This is a genomic window from Micromonospora sp. CNZ299, assembly GCF_002754415.1.
This window is the reverse complement of sequence record NZ_PEFG01000001.1, coordinates 426496-444666: the sequence shown is the minus strand read 5'-3', so window position 1 is coordinate 444666 and position 18171 is coordinate 426496. Positions and strand designations below refer to the sequence as shown.

24 protein-coding genes are annotated in these 18171 nt (G+C 69.6%); 8 read left to right on the top strand and 16 right to left on the bottom strand.

What is annotated here, in order from left to right; translation table 11 throughout:
- Position 1: 1 nt before the first annotated feature.
- Positions 2-178 (top strand): DUF6188 family protein, encoded by a 177-nt coding sequence (locus tag CLT68_RS32775; protein ID WP_158240854.1) that lies wholly within the window; start codon positions 2-4, stop codon positions 176-178.
- 132 nt (positions 179-310) lie between these two features.
- Positions 311-541, top strand: a complete 231-nt coding sequence (locus CLT68_RS02135; RefSeq protein ID WP_099848504.1) for a hypothetical protein — start codon at positions 311-313, stop codon at positions 539-541.
- A gap of 321 nt (positions 542-862) precedes the next feature.
- On the opposite strand, the gene CLT68_RS33055 is transcribed toward CLT68_RS02135, so the two are convergent.
- Entirely contained in the window at positions 863-1081 is a 219-nt protein-coding gene (locus CLT68_RS33055; protein WP_199176969.1) for a hypothetical protein, read from the bottom strand.
- Between the two features lie 234 nt (positions 1082-1315).
- Between CLT68_RS33055 and CLT68_RS33050 the strand changes: the two genes are divergently transcribed.
- Positions 1316-1510, top strand: coding sequence for a hypothetical protein (locus CLT68_RS33050; protein ID WP_199176968.1), 195 nt, complete (start codon positions 1316-1318; stop codon positions 1508-1510).
- 5 nt (positions 1511-1515) lie between these two features.
- On the opposite strand, the gene CLT68_RS02125 is transcribed toward CLT68_RS33050, so the two are convergent.
- Together CLT68_RS02125 and CLT68_RS02120 are read right to left on the bottom strand one after the other, a co-directional pair.
- Positions 1516-2118, bottom strand: a complete 603-nt coding sequence (locus CLT68_RS02125; RefSeq protein WP_099848502.1) for an NAD(P)H-dependent oxidoreductase — start codon at positions 2116-2118, stop codon at positions 1516-1518.
- A 12-nt stretch (positions 2119-2130) separates the two neighbouring features.
- Complete coding sequence (locus tag CLT68_RS02120; RefSeq protein WP_099848500.1) at positions 2131-2505, bottom strand: VOC family protein; 375 nt, start codon at positions 2503-2505, stop codon at positions 2131-2133.
- Positions 2506-2621: 116 nt separating this feature from the next.
- Between CLT68_RS02120 and CLT68_RS02115 the strand changes: the two genes are divergently transcribed.
- From CLT68_RS02115 to CLT68_RS02105, 3 genes are read left to right on the top strand one after another with little or no spacing between them, the layout of a single operon-like run.
- Positions 2622-3080, top strand: coding sequence for an SRPBCC domain-containing protein (locus tag CLT68_RS02115; protein WP_099848498.1), 459 nt, complete (start codon positions 2622-2624; stop codon positions 3078-3080).
- Positions 3077-3427, top strand: coding sequence for a metalloregulator ArsR/SmtB family transcription factor (locus CLT68_RS02110; RefSeq protein ID WP_099848496.1), 351 nt, complete (start codon positions 3077-3079; stop codon positions 3425-3427). The genes CLT68_RS02115 and CLT68_RS02110 overlap by 4 nt, the downstream gene beginning before the upstream one ends.
- A 2-nt stretch (positions 3428-3429) precedes the next feature.
- Positions 3430-3873 carry an SRPBCC family protein gene (locus tag CLT68_RS02105; protein WP_088950105.1) on the top strand — a complete coding sequence of 148 codons (444 nt, stop codon included), beginning with the start codon at positions 3430-3432 and terminating at the stop codon, positions 3871-3873.
- Here CLT68_RS02105 and CLT68_RS02100 read toward each other — a convergent pair.
- The 5 genes from CLT68_RS02100 to CLT68_RS02080 form a co-directional block, all read right to left on the bottom strand.
- Complete coding sequence (locus CLT68_RS02100) at positions 3857-5137, bottom strand: MFS transporter (protein ID WP_099848494.1); 1281 nt, start codon at positions 5135-5137, stop codon at positions 3857-3859. The two genes, CLT68_RS02105 and CLT68_RS02100, sit on opposite strands and share 17 nt — an antisense overlap.
- 162 nt (positions 5138-5299) lie before the next feature.
- Entirely contained in the window at positions 5300-6031 is a 732-nt protein-coding gene (locus tag CLT68_RS02095) for a class I SAM-dependent methyltransferase (protein ID WP_099848492.1), read from the bottom strand.
- 220 nt (positions 6032-6251) lie between these two features.
- On the bottom strand, positions 6252-6614 hold the full coding sequence (locus tag CLT68_RS02090) for a PH domain-containing protein (protein WP_030337500.1): 363 nt from the start codon (positions 6612-6614) through the stop codon (positions 6252-6254).
- A gap of 10 nt (positions 6615-6624) precedes the next feature.
- Complete coding sequence (locus CLT68_RS02085; protein WP_099848490.1) at positions 6625-7380, bottom strand: class I SAM-dependent methyltransferase; 756 nt, start codon at positions 7378-7380, stop codon at positions 6625-6627.
- A complete protein-coding gene (locus tag CLT68_RS02080; protein WP_099856705.1) occupies positions 7377-8261 on the bottom strand; it encodes a LysR family transcriptional regulator in 885 nt (294 codons plus the stop codon). Before CLT68_RS02080 ends, CLT68_RS02085 begins: the two co-directional genes overlap by 4 nt.
- 116 nt (positions 8262-8377) lie before the next feature.
- Between CLT68_RS02080 and CLT68_RS02075 the strand changes: the two genes are divergently transcribed.
- The gene (locus CLT68_RS02075; protein ID WP_099848488.1) at positions 8378-8806 is read left to right on the top strand and encodes a VOC family protein; all 429 of its coding nucleotides are present in this window, start codon (positions 8378-8380) and stop codon (positions 8804-8806) included.
- A gap of 79 nt (positions 8807-8885) precedes the next feature.
- On the opposite strand, the gene CLT68_RS02070 is transcribed toward CLT68_RS02075, so the two are convergent.
- Both CLT68_RS02070 and CLT68_RS02065 read right to left on the bottom strand, forming a co-directional pair.
- Positions 8886-9209 (bottom strand): hypothetical protein, encoded by a 324-nt coding sequence (locus CLT68_RS02070; RefSeq protein ID WP_088950099.1) that lies wholly within the window; start codon positions 9207-9209, stop codon positions 8886-8888.
- Between the two features lie 121 nt (positions 9210-9330).
- A complete protein-coding gene (locus tag CLT68_RS02065; RefSeq protein WP_088952008.1) occupies positions 9331-9639 on the bottom strand; it encodes a 4a-hydroxytetrahydrobiopterin dehydratase in 309 nt (102 codons plus the stop codon).
- Between the two features lie 183 nt (positions 9640-9822).
- Here CLT68_RS02065 and CLT68_RS02060 point away from each other — a divergent pair, with 183 nt between their 5' ends.
- Entirely contained in the window at positions 9823-10272 is a 450-nt protein-coding gene (locus tag CLT68_RS02060) for a (deoxy)nucleoside triphosphate pyrophosphohydrolase (protein ID WP_099848486.1), read from the top strand.
- 169 nt (positions 10273-10441) lie between these two features.
- Here CLT68_RS02060 and CLT68_RS02055 read toward each other — a convergent pair whose 3' ends face one another.
- The 6 genes from CLT68_RS02055 to CLT68_RS02030 form a co-directional block, all read right to left on the bottom strand.
- Positions 10442-11506 carry a succinate dehydrogenase/fumarate reductase iron-sulfur subunit gene (locus CLT68_RS02055; RefSeq protein ID WP_088950097.1) on the bottom strand — a complete coding sequence of 355 codons (1065 nt, stop codon included), beginning with the start codon at positions 11504-11506 and terminating at the stop codon, positions 10442-10444.
- Complete coding sequence (locus CLT68_RS02050; RefSeq protein WP_099848484.1) at positions 11503-13431, bottom strand: fumarate reductase/succinate dehydrogenase flavoprotein subunit; 1929 nt, start codon at positions 13429-13431, stop codon at positions 11503-11505. Before CLT68_RS02050 ends, CLT68_RS02055 begins: the two co-directional genes overlap by 4 nt.
- A gap of 12 nt (positions 13432-13443) precedes the next feature.
- Positions 13444-14250, bottom strand: a complete 807-nt coding sequence (locus CLT68_RS02045) for a hypothetical protein (protein ID WP_088950095.1) — start codon at positions 14248-14250, stop codon at positions 13444-13446.
- Positions 14251-14503: 253 nt separating this feature from the next.
- The gene (locus CLT68_RS02040; protein WP_099848482.1) at positions 14504-15901 is read right to left on the bottom strand and encodes a metallopeptidase TldD-related protein; all 1398 of its coding nucleotides are present in this window, start codon (positions 15899-15901) and stop codon (positions 14504-14506) included.
- On the bottom strand, positions 15898-17334 hold the full coding sequence (locus CLT68_RS02035) for a TldD/PmbA family protein (RefSeq protein ID WP_099848480.1): 1437 nt from the start codon (positions 17332-17334) through the stop codon (positions 15898-15900). The genes CLT68_RS02040 and CLT68_RS02035 overlap by 4 nt, the downstream gene beginning before the upstream one ends.
- A gap of 33 nt (positions 17335-17367) precedes the next feature.
- Positions 17368-17916, bottom strand: a complete 549-nt coding sequence (locus CLT68_RS02030; protein ID WP_099856703.1) for a Uma2 family endonuclease — start codon at positions 17914-17916, stop codon at positions 17368-17370.
- Between the last annotated feature and the right edge of the window lie 255 nt (positions 17917-18171).

Below are 18171 nucleotides of genomic sequence, written 5' to 3'. Positions count from 1 at the left end.
CTTGCACCCCGAACGCCAAGATGTCGCTGCTGGCCTGGTGCTGTTCAACAGCACCGTACTGTCGGCGGTCGCGTTCAAGTCTGGTGCCCTGCGGATCGTGTTCGATGACGGCCACCTGCTCAAGGCCGCTGCGGATGACGATTACGAGGCGTGGACCCCAACCGGATGCAGGTCGTGAGTCTGCCGGGCGGGCACCCGGCGGTGTGGGCGTCTCGACCCTGACCGTGTCGGCCGGGCCAGCCTGAGAGTCGCTCGGTAGGCGAGCGGCTCGCCGGTGCCGAAACGCCGCGCCAGTGGCAAACTCCGTCGGATGGGACGGGGCGAGAACCCTTGGTGGCAGACATCGAAGACGCCAAAGAGCGGGTTCATCCTGGGAGGCATCTGGATCTTCCTCGGCTCGGCGCGCGCTGTAGCTGCCATCGGTGAGCCGATCGGCTGGTCTTTGATCATCGGGCTTCTGACGGCACTGCTCGGCGCTGCCTACCTGGTGTCGGCCTTGCTGCTGCGTCGACGGCAGCGTTCGCAAGCTGATGAGGAGTGACCAACTGAGTGTCAGGCTCGCTGGTGCGTTGCCCCTGTGCGTGAGGCGGAGATCGTCCCGCCAGAAGCCGCCAACCCATGCGGCAGAGTCCAGCAGATCTCCGTACCCGTTTGGATGGCCCAGCTCTGTTGAGCCTGATGCCTGTGGGTCATATTGATGACTCACAGGCATCAGGCTCGCCGTAGCGGATGACCCGGTCGAGATACAGAGTCTTGTCGCCCGCACCTTCGTGTCGGCCCGACCGACGCGGCAGCAAAGGCGCTAGCGGACGACATTGGTGTCGCCGTGGAGTCAGTGCCTTCCTCCGGGCATGCTGCGACGTCAGGGACGGGCGGCCTTCAAGCCGTGCACGGCGGTGTACTCCGCTGCGAGCCACGGCCCCAGGTCGTCGATGAGCTGGCGTAGGACAGTCGGATCCGCCGTCGGTGCACGGCCGATCCTGGCAGCCCCGAGCATCTGCTCGGCACGTGCCGGGTAGTAGGTGCCAAACGCCTCGGCGGACTCGGTGAGGTCGCTCGTCCAGCCTCCCCAACGAGGCATGACCAGAGTGAATCCGGTCCTGACGATGCGACGAGCGACGAGCCTGCTGAGGCCCCTACGTTGGTAGTCAGTGGTCGCCCTGGCCGCCTGCCTGCCCCATTCCGGCAGCGCCGATGACAGGTCGCCGTTCGTCTCCCGGGCGAGCAGAGCAGTGGGCCGGTAACGGGGAAGTTCCTCGGCGAGGTCGTCGCCGAGCAGCGGAGTGCACAGGCAGGCGACGAAGAAGCCGAGGTCATGACGTTCGAGCTCGCTGAGCAGGGTGCGTGTGCTGAACAGCAGGATCCCCACGCCGTCGATCTGGTCGAAGGACTGGTCGAGGGCCTGCTCGATCCTCGCCGCATCCAGCCGGTCGGCCTCGGTCGGTTCGGCGTGCAGAGCGAGCAGCAGGTCGAGATCGGAGATCCCGGGCCGAGCTCGCGATCTCCGTGAACCGGTTAACGGGCGTCGAGTGGTACGGAGATGGCGTCCCGGATCAGGGCTACGGCCCGCTCGACCTCCCGCCCTGTGGCGGAGGAGTCGTCCTGTTCGGACTCGTGCACGAATGCGGTGACGCCACGGCGGCTGCCGCAGTAGTCCACGATCCCGTGTTCGATCTGCGTCCGCAGCGCCTGCCCGTACCCGTGGCGCTCGTAGAGGCCCGCGTCGTCACCGGCGATGGGGAGCAGGTGGGTGGTGAGCTGTTGCAGCCTCGGTTGGATGCCGGTGGAGGGGGCGTAGTCGAAGGCCCAGCCGTTGATGAAGACACGGTCGATCCAACCCTTGAGCAGGGCCGGCATCGACCACCAGTAGACCGGGAAGACCAGCACGAGGTCGGTGGCGCGGTCGAGGCGCTGCTGCTCGCGGCGCACGTCGGGCGGGGGCTCGCCACGCTGCTGGTATGCCCGACGGTCGGCCACACCGAACCTCGGGTCGAAGTCCTCGTTCGCCAGGTCGGCGATCTCGACCGAACCCGGGCGAAGCGCCGCCGCGAGCTGCCGAACCGTGTGGTGCGTGAGGGACCCGGGCTCCGGGTGTACGGCTACCAGCAGGGTGTGCACGGGTGCGCGTCCCTACCGCTCGGCCCAGACGCCCAGCTCGTTGCCGCTGGGGTCGGTGAAGTGGAACCGGCGGCCACCGGGGAACTCGTACGGCCCGTTCACCACCTGCCCGCCGGCCTCCTTCACGGCCTGGACGGAGCGGTCGAGGTCAGCCGAGTAGAGCAGCACCAGCGGGCCGCCCGCCCGGACATCCTGATCCTCGCGGAGACCGCCGACCTCGGCCGCGGAGTCGCCGTGCGGGCTGCGGATGCCGGCGTACGCCGGCCCGTAGTCGTTGAACTCCCAGCCGAACGCGTCGGCGTAGAAGCGCTTGGCCTCGGCGAGGTTGGTCACCGTGAACTCGACGTAGTCGATGGCGTGGTGCCGGTGCGGCGATGGCTCAGACATGCACGGCATTGTGCTCCCTGGGTACGACGCGACCGCGACATGCAACTAAAGGTTGCGCGAGAGTGTGGGGCTGTCGTAGGTTGAGTGCAACCAAAGGTTGCGAAAGGTTGAGGCTCATGGAGCAGGGAACCATCGAACGCGACATCCACGTCGACGCGTCACCCGAGGCGGTCTTCGAGGTGGTCAGTCAGCCCGCGCACATGCGGGAGTGGTGGCCCGACGACGCGCGGTTCGAGTCGGTCGCGGGCGCGCCCGGCGAACTGGTGTGGCGCAACGCCGACACCGGCGAGACGACGACCGTCGCATTCGCCGTCGTCGAGGTCGACCCGCCGAAGCGATTCTCCTTCCGGTGGTGCTTCACCGAGCCGGACCGCAGTGGGCAGGCGCTGCTCGTCACCTTCGAGCTGATCCCCGACGGCACGGGGACGAAGATCCGGATGACCGAGACCGGCTTCCGCGAGATGGGCTGGGAGATCGCCGTCCTGGAGGCGCAGTACCAGGACCACGAGAACGGTTGGGACCACTACATGCCCCGGCTGGGCGCGTACGTCGCGCGGCTGGTCGCCACCCCATGAGTACGGCGGTCGACGACGAGCTGTGGTCGGCGATCGGTGACCCCACCCGTCGTACGATGATCGATCTTCTGCTCTCCGACGGGCCGGGCACCGCGACGTCGCTGAGCAGGCGGCTACCCGTCACCCGCCAGGCCGTCTCGAAACACCTGGCCGTCCTGGACCGGGTCGGGCTGATACACGCCGAGTCGTCCGGTCGGGAGCGTCATTACCAGGTCGACGAGGCGCAGCTCGCCCGCGCCGTCGCGCAACTTTCGGCGGTGGGCTCCACCTGGGACGCCCGACTCCGCCGGATCAAGCGGATCGCCGAGGCGATCGAACGCACCCGCACCAACGACGAAGGAGAATGAGAATGGTCGACATCCTGCACCGGGTCGGCGTCGTCGCACCGCTCGACGACGTCTACCGAGCGGTGGCAACGCCGGAGGGCCTCGCCGCCTGGTGGACCACCGACACGGTGGGCAAGAGCGAAGTCGGTGGAAAGCTGGCCTTCCGGTTCGGCGATGCCGGCGGCTTCGACATGGAGGTCCTGGAGCTGAACCCCGCCGGGCGGGTGCGGTGGCGCGTCGTCGACGGCCCCGAGGAGTGGGTCGGCACCGAGGTCGACTGGCGTCTCGACCAGCGCGGCGAGTACACGATCGTCCAGTTCGCGCATCAGGGCTGGCGCGAGCCGGTCGAGTTCATGCACCACTGCAGCACCAAGTGGGCGCTGTTCCTGATGAGCCTCAAGGAGCAGGTCGAGACCGGCCACGGCCGACCGGCCCCGGACGACGTCCGGATCAGCGACTGGCACTGACCTCGGTGACGGCTGCATCGCCGGGCAATCGCGAGCTCCGCCTGGGGATAGCGATTGCCCCGGCGATCAGGCCGAGGGCCACGATCGCCACGGCGCAGAGCAGCAGCGTCGGTCGGGGGCCGAGGGCACCCACCAGCAGCCCGCCCAGCATGGTGCCCAGCGGCACCGCCAGCACCAGGATGGCACCGTTCGCGGCGAGCACCGCGGGCAGCTGGGCGGTCAACGTGCTGCGCTGGAACAGCGCCATCGACGTGGACATGTACGGCGCCCAGATGAAGCCCGCCAGGGCGAACGCCGGCAACGACACACCGACCGGTGCGCCCAGGCCGAGCGGCAGCATGGCGACGCCGAACGCGACGACGATGCCGATGGTGGTGGCTCGCAGTGGCCAGCCGCGGAGGTAACCGGCGACCAGACCTCCGGTGAGGCCGCCGACGCCGAACGCGGTGTAGTAGGCCCCGAGCAGCATCGCGGAGGCGTGTAGGTCGTCGGTGATGTGGATCGGCATCGCCACGTACACCGGTCCGAAGAGGAAGAAGAACCCGAGGCTCAGCACGAGCAGGCCCAGCAGGGCCGGGTTCTGGCGGATGACAGCGAAGCCGGCCGTTCGCGAAGCGCCGCTCTCGGACCGTGCGGGTCCGTCGTTGGCGGGAAGGGCGAGACGGTACGTGAGGGCCAGCGCGGCGAAGGTGGCGGCGTCGACGGCGATGACCCAGACCGGCCCCACCCAGCCGATCAGGATGCCCGCCAGTGGCGGGCCGACGATGGTGGCGAACCCTCCGATGGTGCTGAGCACGGCATTGGCCGGCAGATGGTGTTGCTGCGGCAGCAGTTCGACGATCAGGGTGAACCGGCCGGCGGAGCCCCACGAGTGCAGCAGCGCCGACGCGGCCAGCAGGACCACGTACAGCCCGATGGTGAGCACGCCGGCGAGGTGGGCGAGGGGGATCGCCGCGAGGGCGGAGGCCCGCAGGATCGCGTCCCACCCGGCGAGCTGCGCGCCGCCGCGCCCACGCAGCAACCGCCCGAAGACGACCGTCCCGGCCGCGCTGGGCAGTGTGTACGCCGCCATGGCCACCGCGATCCAGGTGCCGCGCTGATCGTGCGGGGCGAGTTGGATGGCGAGCCACGTCACCGCGACCACCGCCATGCCGTCGCCCAACGCGGACACGGCGAGCCCGGGCAGGACGCGCCGGAGGTGTGGGTGACTGACCACCGGCCAGTACGGCGAGGAGCGTGGGAAACGGGCGGCGTCCGTTGGCATGCTGCCAGCTCACCCGGCGCGGGCCCGACGATTCAAGAAAGGCTGCTGGCAGCAGAATCAGCGCTGAGCGGAAGACCAGATGATCGGCTCGGGTTCCTTGAAGTCGGGGTTTCGTCGTGGCGATGACACCCCGACTTTCCGGAACCCGAGTTGATCACACCGTTACTCCGCCCGGTAGACGGAGATGTGCGACGGGCTCTCGGCGTGGAACGGTCGCCGCTGCCAGTCGGCGTACCGTTCGGTCAGCCGGAGCCCCGCCTGCTGCGCCATCTCGTCGATCTGGTGTGGCCAGGCGTACCGCATGGCGAACGGCAACAGGTGCACACCCTCGGCGTCGAAGGTGATGGTCTGCCGGATGAACCGCTGCGCCGGCCGGTCGTACTTGTGCAGCCGGATCGTCGCGGAGTCCTCGGTCACGGACCGCACCTGCACCTGCTCGTCCGAGTCGAAGTCGCGCGGGTCGGGCACGAACGCCTCGATGACGAACGCGCCGCCGGGCGACAGCACGCGGGCGACGTTGCGGAAGCAGTCCGCCTGCCGCTCGGCGTCCACCAGGTTGAACAGCGTGTTGAAGACCAGGTACGCGAGCCGGAACTCACCCTTCACCGGCACGTCCGCCATGTCGGCGACGACGACCGGGATCTGGTCGCCGCCGGGCTTGGCCCGCAACTTCGCCACCATCTCCTCGGACGCCTCGACACCGTGCACGGTGAGACCGCGCTCGGCCAGCGGAAGTGCGACCCGGCCGGTGCCGATCGCCAGTTCGAGAACCGGCCCCCCGTCGGCCAGATCGGCCAGGAAGTCCACCGCTGGCGCCGGGTCGGGGTTGCCGGGGCCGTCGTAGTCGGCGGCCCAGAGCCGGCCGAAGAGGCCGGGATCGTCGAAGACCGACATCAGCGGCCTCCGGGGTTGGGTTCAGTGGCGCTCAGCGCCAGGGGAGCGGTAGTGCTCACGAAGCCTCGATTCCTCAGGTCGGATGACGGTGGGTTCGTGGGACCTCGTCGTGTCTGGCATGGTGGCTGCTCCCTTCGCACGGCTGTCGACCGAGGACACCAGAGACGCCACAGGCCCGGCAAGGCAATTACGCCAGCCGGGCCCAGGACGGGAAGTGCGGTCAGGAGATGTGGTGCAGGATCACGTTGTGCACGTGGTGGCTCTTCTGTGCGCCACGGAACTCCACCTCGTAGGTGTGCGTGCCGACGTGGATCGCGATCGCTCCGGTGGAGAAGAACGAGCCACCCCAGGACTTGTTGCTGACCACACTCACGCTGGTGATCTTCGAGTACGGGATGCTGGTGATCGCGAACCGCTTCCCGACGAAGGAACGGTCCTGGATGATCACCCGGCGGTCGGTCAGCCCGATGAACCCGGTGCCGGTGCCGACCGCGTCGTAGACGGCGATGATCTGCTCACCCTCGAGAAGGCCACTCTCGATCTGCTGGACCTGCTCTTTGCGGTCGTACGCGATGTTCGCCATGAGATCCAGGCTAGAAAACCGGTGCCAGCGACCCAGCGTGGGCGATGACCACGAACTCGCCGTCGCCGTGACCGACAGGTTCGTGACGCCAACCGCCGTAGACGTGGTCCACGACGAAGTCTGCCCTGGTCAGGGAGTTACGCAGCTCGGCCTCGGTGCGGAAGCGCAGGGTCGCCGAGCTGGCCAGCTCCTCACCGTCGACGAAGTGGTAGTGGTGGGTGAAGTCGACCACTCCGTCGCGTACCCCGGTGACCGTGGTCCACGCGCGGACCTCGCCGCCGTCCGGCAGCGTGACCCGACGCTGCGAATCCACCGGGTTCCACCGCTCCCAGCGGCGGTCCGCGGGGTCGCGGGCGTCAAACACCAGCCGGCCGTCGGGCACGAGCGCCCGGCGCAGGTCGGCGAGAGTACGGGTCCACTCGGCGTCGTCGACGAAGAACTGCGCGACGTGGCTGGTCAGCACCGCCACGTCGAACGCCCGACTCGGGAGCAGGGCCGAGGTGCCCTCGATCCAGGTCACCCGTTCGGCACCCGGCCTGGCGCGGGCGGCGGCCAGGGACGCGCCGGCGGGGTCCACACCGGTGACCGTGTGGCCGGCGGCGGCGAGGGCGACGGTCAACCGGCCGGTGCCGCAGCCGAGGTCGAGAACCCGGGCAGCCGGAGTCTCGTCGACCACCGCCCGGAAGAAGTCGTCGTCCGGCCCCCACCGGCACTCCGCGTCATAGACCTGCACCAGCCGTTGGTGGCGGAACTCGCCGTGCCTCATCGGGCGTTCGCGTCGGTCGCGGCGCGGACGAACTCGCGTACCCGGGTGGTGGTGTTGCTGGGCAGCCAGACCGGCCCTCGCTCGATCGGTGGCGCGTCGTGGATGGGCACGTACGCCACGTCGGGGCGGGGGTAGTAGCGCCTCGTGTGCTCACCCACCGGCAGGACGCCCCGGCCCAGTGCGACCAGGGACAGCATCTCGGAGAAGGTGTTCCCGGCGGGTCCCTTTGGCACCGGCCGGCCGGCCGGGGTGCGCTCCGGGGTGCGGTCCCGTTTGAACTCCACCGACGTCACTGCCGGGTACTGCACCACCGGGTGGTCGGCGAGGACCTCCAGCGACACCGAGCGTTCCCGGGTGAGCGGGTGACCCGCCGCGACCGCCAGCGCCCGGTCCTCGGAGAGCAGCGCCGGGCCGGTGGCCATCCCGTCGAAGGGAAACGAGGCGATGAGTACGTCGGTGGAGCCGTCCAGGAGGCCGGACCGTGTGTTGGCCAGCTGCGCCTCCCGCAACTCGACCTGGCAGTCGGGATGCCGCTCGCTGAACAGGGCCACGGCCCGCAGCAGCACCGGCGCGGTCCACTCGCCGAGGAACGCCACCCGTAGGGTCCCGGTGACGCCCCGGCCGGCGTCGACGGCCCGGCGGACGGCCTCGTCCATCCCGGCAACCAGTGGGGCCAGCTCGTCGGCGAGTTGCCGGCCGATCGGGGTGAGCCGGACGACCCGGCTGGTGCGGGCGAACAGCGGTGCGCCGATCCGACGCTCCAGCTTCTTGATCACGTGGCTGACCCGGCCGGTGCTGACGGTCAGTCGCTCGGCGGTGCGGCCGAAGTGCAGCTCCTCGGCGAGGGTCAGGAACGTCTCGACCTCGTACCGCTCCAGCACGTCCGCCCCCATCGTTGACCTGTGGGCAACGATCGTAGCGATATCGGCTCTTGGTCGGCGTCTCCCGCCCGGGGATCGTGAACGCGGCAGGGAGACACCGAGCGAAAGGCTGCGACATGAGCATCCACGAACAGCGGGCGGACGTCAGCGCGGTACGGGTAACCGGCTTCGACCACCTGGTGCTGACCGTCGCCGACGTGGAACGGGCACTGGACTTCTACTGCGGCCGACTCGGCCTGGCGCCGGTACGGGTCGACGAGTGGCGCGCGGGGAGCGTCCCGTTTCCCTCCGTGCGGATCAGCCGCGACAGCATCATCGACCTGGTCCGTGGCGAGCGGCAGGGCACGAACGTCGACCACTTCTGCCTGGTGGTGGCACCGCTGGACTGGGCCCGGGTGGTCGACTCCGGAGCCTTCACGGTGCTGACCGGGCCGGTCGGGCGGTTCGGCGCCCGCGGTTCGGCGACGTCCATCTACGTGCAGGACCCGGACGGCAACTCGGTGGAGTTGCGCTGGTACCCGCAGGACGCCGTAGCCGACCGGTGAGCCCCAGCTGCCTGACGGACATGCGGAAGCCCCGCGCCTGCCTGTCAGAGACGGGCGGGCGCGGGGCTTCGGCGACAGGTCAGTGGTCGCTGCGCGGGTCGTGGTCCGTGCTGCGGCTGCCGGCCTTGGCCAGACCCCGGCTCACCAGGTAGCCGATGGTGAGCAGGGTGATGTACCACCAGGCCTTGTCGGCGGCGAAGTAGTCGCCGCCGTCGTTCGCGGCGCCGTCGCCGACGGCGTTCGAGGCGATCAGCACACCGATGACGGCGAGCACGTAGATCGCCAGCTCGCTGGTCTTCCAGGACGGCTTCGTCTCGTCGCCGCGGCGGTTCACGCGGCGGACGTCGTGCTGGCCGGCGTGCTCGACGTGGTCGTTGGCGCGGTTCTGCGTGGGGGTGGTCATGTCAGCTCCTCAAAAGCACTTTGAGTAGTTCGGTCCGTCGCGAGAGCTTTGTCAACTCCCGCGTGGAACTGGTACCCCAGTGCTTCTCAGGAAAACCTCAGACTTACCAACCAGTAGAATTTCAGGCCTCGGTGACCGCCCGGTACGCGTCCTCGATGCGGGCGGCCAACAGGACCTCGCCCTCGGTCAGCGGCTCACCGTTGCCGTGCCCGACCCGGATCTGGGTGCTGTCGGACTGCCGGCTGATCTCCGGGCGAAGGTGCAGCGCATCTGCGACCACCTTGACCCGTTCAGTTAGTGCCGCGTGTTGGGTATCGTCGATCGCGAGCGTCCGTCGGATCTGCTCCCCCTCGCGTGTCCAACCAGACAGCAAGGTCAACGCGTCGGCAAGGTAGTCGTGCTTGGCCCTGCTGTTGAACAGCACGCGCATCACCGCACCCCCCAAGCGCCGTTGCCGGCTTGTGGCCAAATCGTCGCCATCCCGTGTCTTGTCGGTGTCCTCTAGTCTCTCGCCGCGCGGAAGGGGTGTCCACGCCCACACTTCCGTGTTCTGTTGGCCTAGCGGACGGCTACGGTACCCAAACCGCCGATTGATCTGGCACCCTGGACGCCCGTGCGGACCGAACGGGCGAATGGTGGCGGGCAGGTCGAACGACGGGACCTGAAGGTGATCGTCGGCGCGGCGATAATCCGGGACGGGCGGGTGCTCGCCTGCGCGCGTTCCGCCCCACCCGAAGTGGCAGGAATGTGGGAGTTTCCGGGCGGAAAGGTCGAGCCGGGCGAGGCGGAGATCGACGCGCTGATCCGGGAGTGCGTCGAGGAGCTGGCCGTACGCGTCGAGATCGGCGACCGGGTCGGCCGTGACGTACGGATGGCGCACGGCCGTTCGGTGCTCAAGGTGTACGCGGCCCGCCTGCTCGACGGCGAGGAGCCCGAGGCGTTGGAACACGAGGCGCTGCGCTGGCTCACGGCCGACGAACTGGACTCGGTCACCTGGCTCCCCGCCGACGCCCCCATCGTCGCCGCCCTCCGCCCCCTGCTGCGGCCCCCCAGCTCCCGTTGATCATGAAGTTATTGCCGCGACACGCCGGTTGAGCTGGCAATAACTTCATGATCGACCGGGGGTGGGGCGGGGGCCGGGGCCGGGGTGGGTGGGGGTGGGTGGGGGTGGGGGTGGGGTATGCGGACGGGGGCCGCGGCTGCCGCCGCGGCCCCCGTCTTCGTTGAGGTTTCTAGTGCTTGTTGTCCTGGTCCGGGTGCGCGAAGTTCAGATGCTCCGGAGGCAGCGGGAAGGTCACGTCGTCACCGAACGGCGACGGCGCGGCAGCCCGGTCGAAGGTGAGCTCGGTCAGCGGAAGCTTGCCCCGGTCGTCCACCGCCGGAGCGGTCGGGTGGGGCACCTCCCGGTGCCAGTTGACGCCGCTCTGCGCCTGCGCCTCAGCCTGCGAGTCGTGGGAGCCACCCGCATGCGAGTGGAGCCCACCACGGGCTGAGCCCGGCGTCGGCGAGCCCTGACGGGCGGTGGTCACGCTGGTCTGGGGCGTCTCGCCCCGACGGAAGATCTTGCTACCAAGCCACACAAGGGGATCGTACCTGCGGTCGACGACCCGTTCCTTCATGGGGATGATCCCGTTGTCAGTGATCTTGATGTGCTCGGGGCAGACCTCGGTGCAGCACTTGGTGATGTTGCAGAAACCGAGGCCCTGTTCGGCCTGTGCGTACTCCTTGCGGTCCGTCCGGGCGTCCAGCGGGTGCATGTCCAGCTCGGCCGCCCGAATGAAGTACCGCGGGCCGGAGAACGCCTGCTTGTTTTCCTCGTGGTCACGGATCACGTGGCAGACCGTCTGGCACAGGAAGCACTCGATGCACTTGCGGAACTCCTGCGAGCGCTCGACGTCGACCTGCTGCATCCGGTAGTCACCCGGGGCGACGTCCGCCGGCGGCGCGAACGCGGGCGTCTCCCGTGCCTTCTCGTAGTTGAACGAGACGTCGGTGACCAGGTCCCGGATGACCGGGAAGGTACGCAGCGGGGTGACCGTGACCGTCTCCTCGTCGCCGAAGGTCGACATCCGGGTCATGCAGCCCAGCCGCGGCTTGCCGTTGATCTCCATGGAGCAGGAGCCGCACTTGCCGGCCTTGCAGTTCCACCGGCAGGCCAGGTCGGGAGCGTCGGTGGCCTGCAAGCGGTGGATGACGTCGAGGACCACCTCGCCCTCGTTCACCTCCACCATGTAGTCCTGCAGGTCCCCGCCGGTCTCGTCGCCCCGCCAGATCCGGAACTGACGCTTCGCGCTCATCGGTTGTCCGCCTCTCCAGCGTCGGCGACGAGGGCGTCGAAGTCGGCCAGCTCCTCGTCGGTGAGGTACTTGGAAAGCTCCGCACGGTCGAAGAGGCCGATCAGCTCCGGCCGCATCTTCGGCAGCGGCTTACGCGTCAGCCGTACGCTGTCGCCGTCCAGCGAGCAGACCAGGTTGACCTGCCGCCACTTCGGCTCCATCGCCGGGTAGTCCTCCCGGGTGTGCCCGCCGCGCGACTCCTGCCGCTCCAGCGCCGCCTTCGCGGTGCACTCCGAGACCACCAGCATGTTGCGCAGGTCCAGGGCCAGGTGCCAGCCCGGGTTGTAGCGCCGGCCGCCGAACGCGCTCACCTTGGCGACCCGCTCGCGCAGCTCGGCCAGTCGCACCAGCGCGTCGGCCAGCTCGCCCTCGCGCCGGATGATTCCGACCAGGTCGCCCATGACCGCCTGGAGGTCCTGCTGAAGGGTGTACGGGTTCTCGCCGGTGTCGCGCTGGAGCGGGGCGAGTGCGGTCTCCACGGCGGCCTCGACCGCGTCCACGGCCACCTTCGGCCGGGCGGCGAGCCCGTCGGCGTAGCTGGCCGCGTGCCCGCCCGCCCGCTTGCCGAAGACCAGCAGGTCGGACAGGGAGTTGCCGCCCAGACGGTTGGAACCGTGCATGCCGCCGGAGACCTCACCGGCGGCGAACAACCCGCGTACGTGGCCGAAGGCGGCACCCGAATCAGGGTCGACCTCGACGCCGCCCATCACGTAGTGGCAGGTCGGCCCGACCTCCATCGCCTCCGCGGTGATGTCGACGTCGGCCAGCTCCTTGAACTGGTGGTACATCGACGGCAGCCGCCGGCGGATCTCCTCGGCCGAACGCCGGCTCGCGATGTCCAGGAAGACGCCACCGGCGGGGGAGCCCCGACCGGCCTTGACCTCGCTGTTGATCGCGCGGGCCACCTCGTCACGGGGCAGCAGCTCCGGCGGACGCCGGTTGTTGTCCGGGTCGGTGTACCAGCGGTCCGCCTCCTCCTCGGTCTCCGCGTACTGCTTGCGGAAGACATCGGGGACGTAGTCGAACATGAATCGCTTGCCGTCGGAGTTCTTCAGGACGCCACCGTCACCACGCACCGACTCGGTGACCAGGATGCCCTTCACCGAGGGCGGCCAGACCATGCCGGTCGGGTGGAACTGGAGGAACTCCATGTTGATCAGCGTCGCCCCGGCGCGCAGCGCCAACGCGTGCCCGTCCCCGGTGTACTCCCAGGAGTTCGAGGTGACCTTGTAGGAGCGTCCGACGCCGCCGGTGGCCAGCACGACGGCCGGCGCCTCGAAGAGGATGAACTCGCCCGACTCGCGGTAGTAGCCGAACGCGCCGGCCACCCGGTCACCGTCGAGCAGCAGCTCGGTGATGGTGGTCTCGGAGAACACCTTGATCCGGGCGTCGTACGAGCCGAACTCCCGTTGGTCCTCCTGCTGGAGCGACACGATCTTCTGCTGGAGGGTGCGGATCAGCTCCAGGCCGGTCCGGTCGCCCACGTGCGCCAGGCGCGGGTACTCGTGGCCACCGAAGTTGCGCTGCGAGATCTTGCCGTCCTTGGTGCGGTCGAAGAGCGCACCGTACGTCTCCAGCTCCCAGATCCGCTGCGGCGACTCCTTCGCGTGCAGCTCGGCCATCCGGAAGTTGTTCAGGAACTTGCCGCCGCGCATGGTGTCGCGGAAGTGCACCTGCCAGTTGTCCCGGCTGTTCACGTTGCCCATCGCGGCGGCCGCGCCGCCCTCGGCCATCACCGTGTGCGCCTTGCCGAAGAGCGACTTGGAGATGATCGCGGTCTTCTTGCCGGCCAGCCGGGCCTCGATCGCCGCGCGCAGACCGGCGCCGCCGGCCCCGATGACGACGACGTCGTAGTGGTGTCGTTCGATGCGAGTGGTTGTGGTCATGTCAGGGGCCCTTTAGTTGATGAACCGCAGGTCGGAGAACCAGCCGGCCGCGAGCGCCATGATGTAGAAGTCGGCCAGCGCCAGGGTGCCGAGGGTGATCCAGGCGAGCTGCATGTGGCGGACGTTCAGGGCCGAGACGAACGTCCAGGCCTTGTAGCGCACCGGGTGCTTGGAGAAGTGCTTGAGCCGGCCGCCGATGATGTGCCGGCAGGAGTGGCAGGAGATCGTGTACGCCCAGAGCATCACCACGTTCAGCAGCAGGATGATGTTGCCCAGCCCGAAGCCGAAGCCCTTGGGCGAGTGGAAGGCGAGGATCGCGTCCCAGGTGTTGATCAGGGAGATGATCGCGGCGGCGTAGAAGAAGTAGCGGTGCAGGTTCTGACCGAGCAGCGGGAAGCGGGTCTCACCGCCGTACTCCTTGTGGCCGTCCGGGACGGCGCACGCCGGCGGCGACAGCCAGAACGACCGGTAGTAGGCCTTGCGGTAGTAGTAGCAGGTCAGCCGGAACAGCAGCAGGAACGGCAGGGTCAGCGCCGCGTCCGGGATGATCCACCAGCCGGGCAGGAACCGGCCGAAGTGTGAGGCGCCCTCGATGCACCGCTCGGTGACGCAGGGCGAGTAGAACGGGGTCAGGTAGTGGTAATCCGCGACCCAGTAGAAGTCGTGCATGAAGACCCGGACCGTCGCGTACGCGACCCAGGCGCTCAGCCCGATCACGGTGATCAGCGGGGCGAACCACCAGCGGTCGGTACGCAACGTCTTCGCCGCGATCGCGGCGCGCGCCCGCGCTCCCCGCGGCCTCGTTGCCGTTGAAGTCATTCGAGTCGTCTCCTCGACGGGCCCGTACGGGCGGGCGGATCTTTCTCCGGTCGGCACGCGGACCGGCGAACCCGCACCCGCTGCCACGTCATGCGCACACCAACGACCACGCCGGATCGACCGACGCAGCTAAGTGACACACGTTACGCCGATCTCTGCGAGCCGTCCGCGCAAGGGAGTGTCCCGAGTGTCTGGCCTGCGGAAATACCCCGACACGGCGGTCTGCGGCGGATCGTCGTGCACATCGCCGCGTTCAGCCCGAGGCGCCCCCGGTGAAGTGCCACGACGCCAGCCGCACCGAGGGCGCCGACCACCATGCACCGTCCACCCGGTCCGGTTGGCGCACCGCCCGCGCTCCCAGCCCGAGCACGGCCCCGGGCCCCAGCGCCCGCGGGTACGATTCGGTGAACCGCAGGTCGCGGACCGCCCGCACCACAGTGCCGTCCTCGATGAGCCAGACACCGTTGCGGGTCAACCCGGTGACGACGAGGCTCTTCGGGTCCAGCACCCGGGTGTACCAGAGGTCGCTGACCAGCAGCCCACGGCGTACGCCGGCGACGAGCGCGGCGGTGTCCGCGTCGACGACCGCCCCGGCCGCCGCGCCGGTGGTGCTCCGACCGGTCGCGCTGGCCGGGCCGGCCGTCGCGCCGGACAGCCGCAGGTTGCGGGCCATCGGGCCCCAGGTGGCGCCACCCGCGACCGCGTGCCCGGTGGACCGCGCACCCGCCTCGGCCGCCGTCCGCCGATCGTGGGCGACCGCCCGGGTGGTGCCCGCCTCCACCAGGGTCAGCGCCCCTCGCGCGGTGCCCTCCGCGTCGAACGGCAGGCCGGACGCGCCCAGCGGGTCGTCCACCAGGGTCACCGCCCGGTCGAACTGGGCCGCCCCCGGCTCGGCGAAGGACTGCCGCTCGGCGTACCGCTTGCCGTTGAAGCCATACCAGGACAGGTTCTGCAACAGGTCCGCCACGGCGGCCGGCTCGAACACCACCTCGTAACGCCCCGGCGGCAGCTCCACCGGGTCGGCCGCCGCCTGCGCCTTCGCCGCGGCGTGCGCGCCCAGCTCGGCACCGTCGAGGTCGGAGAGCCGGTCGCTGGCGAACCGGGCCACCCCGTCCGCGCCGTCGCTGCGCGCGATGCCGTCCATCGCCGCCTCCGCCGATCGGCCGGACGCCGTGTGCCCGGCCGAGTTGGCGAACGCCGACGAGCGGTGCGCGGTGCGGCAGTAGCCCGCGGTGCTGAGGCCACCGGCGGCGGCCACGAAGGCGCCAACCCGGTCGGCCCGCTGGTCCGGTTCGGCGTACGCGGTCGCCTCGTCCACGGGCGGCGCGGCCGGCACGGGCGTCGGTGCGACCAGCCCCGGCCAGCCCGGGTCCGGCGGGCAGAGGCGCGCCGCCGCCAGGGTGCGCTCCACGAGCGCGTGCAGCCCGTCGGCGGTGACCACGCTGCCGCTGCCGGCGGCGGTCCGACCGTCGATGTGCAGCCGCAGCCGGACCCCGACTGTCGACTCCGCGACGTTCTGGTGGATGGCCGAATTGGCGAACCGGGTCAGCGCCAGGTCCGCCCGGGTCACCACCGCATCGGCCTGCGCGGCCGGACCGCCGAGACGGCGAACCAGCTCGACAACCTGCCCGGCCAGCTCCAAATCCGTCATGCTGAAACCCCCACCCGGACGTTGCGGAACCGGGCCGGCGCGGCCGGGTGACCGGTGTGGCCGATCTGGCCGGGCTGGCCCTTGCCGCAGTTGGGCGTGCCCCAGGAGACCGTCTCACTGGACAGCATGTCCATCGAGCGCCAGAAGAGCGGGCCGATCCCGGTGTACGTGGGATTGCGCAGCATCCGCCCCCGCCGCCCCTTCTTGATCTCCCAGCCGACCTCGCAGCCGAACTGGAAGTTGAGCCGCTTGTCGTCGATCGACCAGGACCTGTTGAGGTCCATCAGCACGCCGTCGTCGGTGGCCGCGATGATCTCCTCCAGGGTGTGCGGGCCCGGTTCCAGACCGACGTTGGTCATCCGCACCATCGGCAGTCGGGCCCACCCGTCGGCCCGTACGCTGCCGCCGTAGTCGAGGTTGGCCATGGCGGCGGAGTCCCGGCCGGCGAGCACCCCCACCCAGCGACCGTCGCGCACCGCGTCCCGCTTGATCGCCGGGGAGCCCTCGTCGTCGAAGCCGAAGCTGCCCAACGCGCCGGGGATCGTGGGATCGATGGTGATGTTCATCAGCTCGGAGCCGTAGCGCAGCGAGCCGAGCTGCGCCAGGTCCAGCCAGGACGTGCCGGCGAACGCCGCCTCCCAGCCGAGGATCCGGTCCAACTCGATGGCGTGCCCGACCGACTCGTGGATCTGGAGGGCCAACTGCTCACCGCCGAGGATCAGATCGGTCTCGCCCGCGGGGCAGAGCGGCGCGGTCAGCAGCGCCCGGGACTCCTCGGCGATCTGCGCGGCGTGCGCGGCCAGGTCGAGCGACTCGACCAGCTCCCATCCCGTGGTGCCGTACTGCCCCCGGTAGCTCGGCCAGGACCGGCGCTGCGTCTCACCGTCACCGATGGAGGTGGCGGAGATGCCGCCGCCGCACTCGCGGATCCGCTGGTCGATCTGGTGGCCCTCACTGGAGACGAACCACTTCGCGGTGTCCCAGATCTGGTAGAGGCCCTCGGCCAGGTCGGCGCCGTGCTCGGCCATCGTGCGGGTCGCGCCGACCAGCAGGTCACCCTTGTCCGACAGGGGCACCCCGAGCGGGTCGATCTGGCAGCCGGAGGACCAGCTCGCGGTGACCGCCTCGGCCGGAACCAGGTCGACCGGTGGGCCCGGCACCCGCGCGCTCGCCATGGCCGTCCGCGTCGCGCGCCGGCCGGCGTCGCGGGCGGCGGCGTCGGATAGATCGGGTACGGCGTAGAAGCCCCAACTCGCACCGACAAGTGCCCGGACACCGATGCCGATGCTCTCGTCCTGGCTCAGCTCCTCCACGTCGCCGTTGCGCGCGCTCATCGACTCGTAGCGGCGGTGCATCACCCGCGCGTCGGCGTACCGGGCGCCCGCGTCGAGGGCGGCCTGGACGGCGGCGGTGGCCGCGTCGAATTCGGTCATGCGACCGACCCTAGGCCAGCCGACCGACACCCGTCAGGGGACGAGGTCCTCCGGCCGGATCGTGGCCTTCACCGGCTCGGTAAGCACCAGCAGATCGCCCGGTCTGGTTACGGACTGCTCGGTGTAGTGACCGCCCCGCCGCTGGTACAGATGCATGGTTCCACTGTCCTGCTCCACCAGGAGATACCACTCGATGCCGGCGGCCGCGTAGTAGTGCATCTTGAGGACTTTGTCGGTCGAGGCGTTGCTCGGCGAGATGATCTCGCAAACCAGCCGCACGTCACCCGCCTCGACGTTGAGTTCGTCGAAGTCGATCGGACCGGTGATAACAAGATCGGGGATCGGGATCCGGCCGGGCCTGAGGCGGACGTTCACCGCTTCCAAGACGTGCAGGCCGGCTTCGCGCACCGGGGCTCGTAGCACTGCGCGTAGTTCGCCGGAGATGTTCTGGTGTCGAGGGGTGGGGGCTGGGGTCACGTGGAGGCTCCCGTCGAAGAGTTCGACGCGTTGCTGCGTCTCGCCGAGGGCGAGGTACTCCTCTTCGGTCCACGGGCCTTCGTGGTTGAACACCGCCGCGGTCATCGTCACCTCCACCTCGTGCCGGCGGGAATCCTCCCGGTGCTGCCGACACCATGGTCGCACCCAAGGTGCGATCGCGGCATGAATGGGCGTGGATGGCGAGGTGAGGGGGGTGCGCGGCCGATGCCGACTCGTTACGCTCGGGCCCGCTGACACGTGCCGACTTTGTAGCTTATTTTCACCCTCGGGACTTTCATGTAAGTTCCCTTCGTCACTGAGGGAGGTGGCCGTGGACAGCTCGGAACCGTTGCCGTCCGG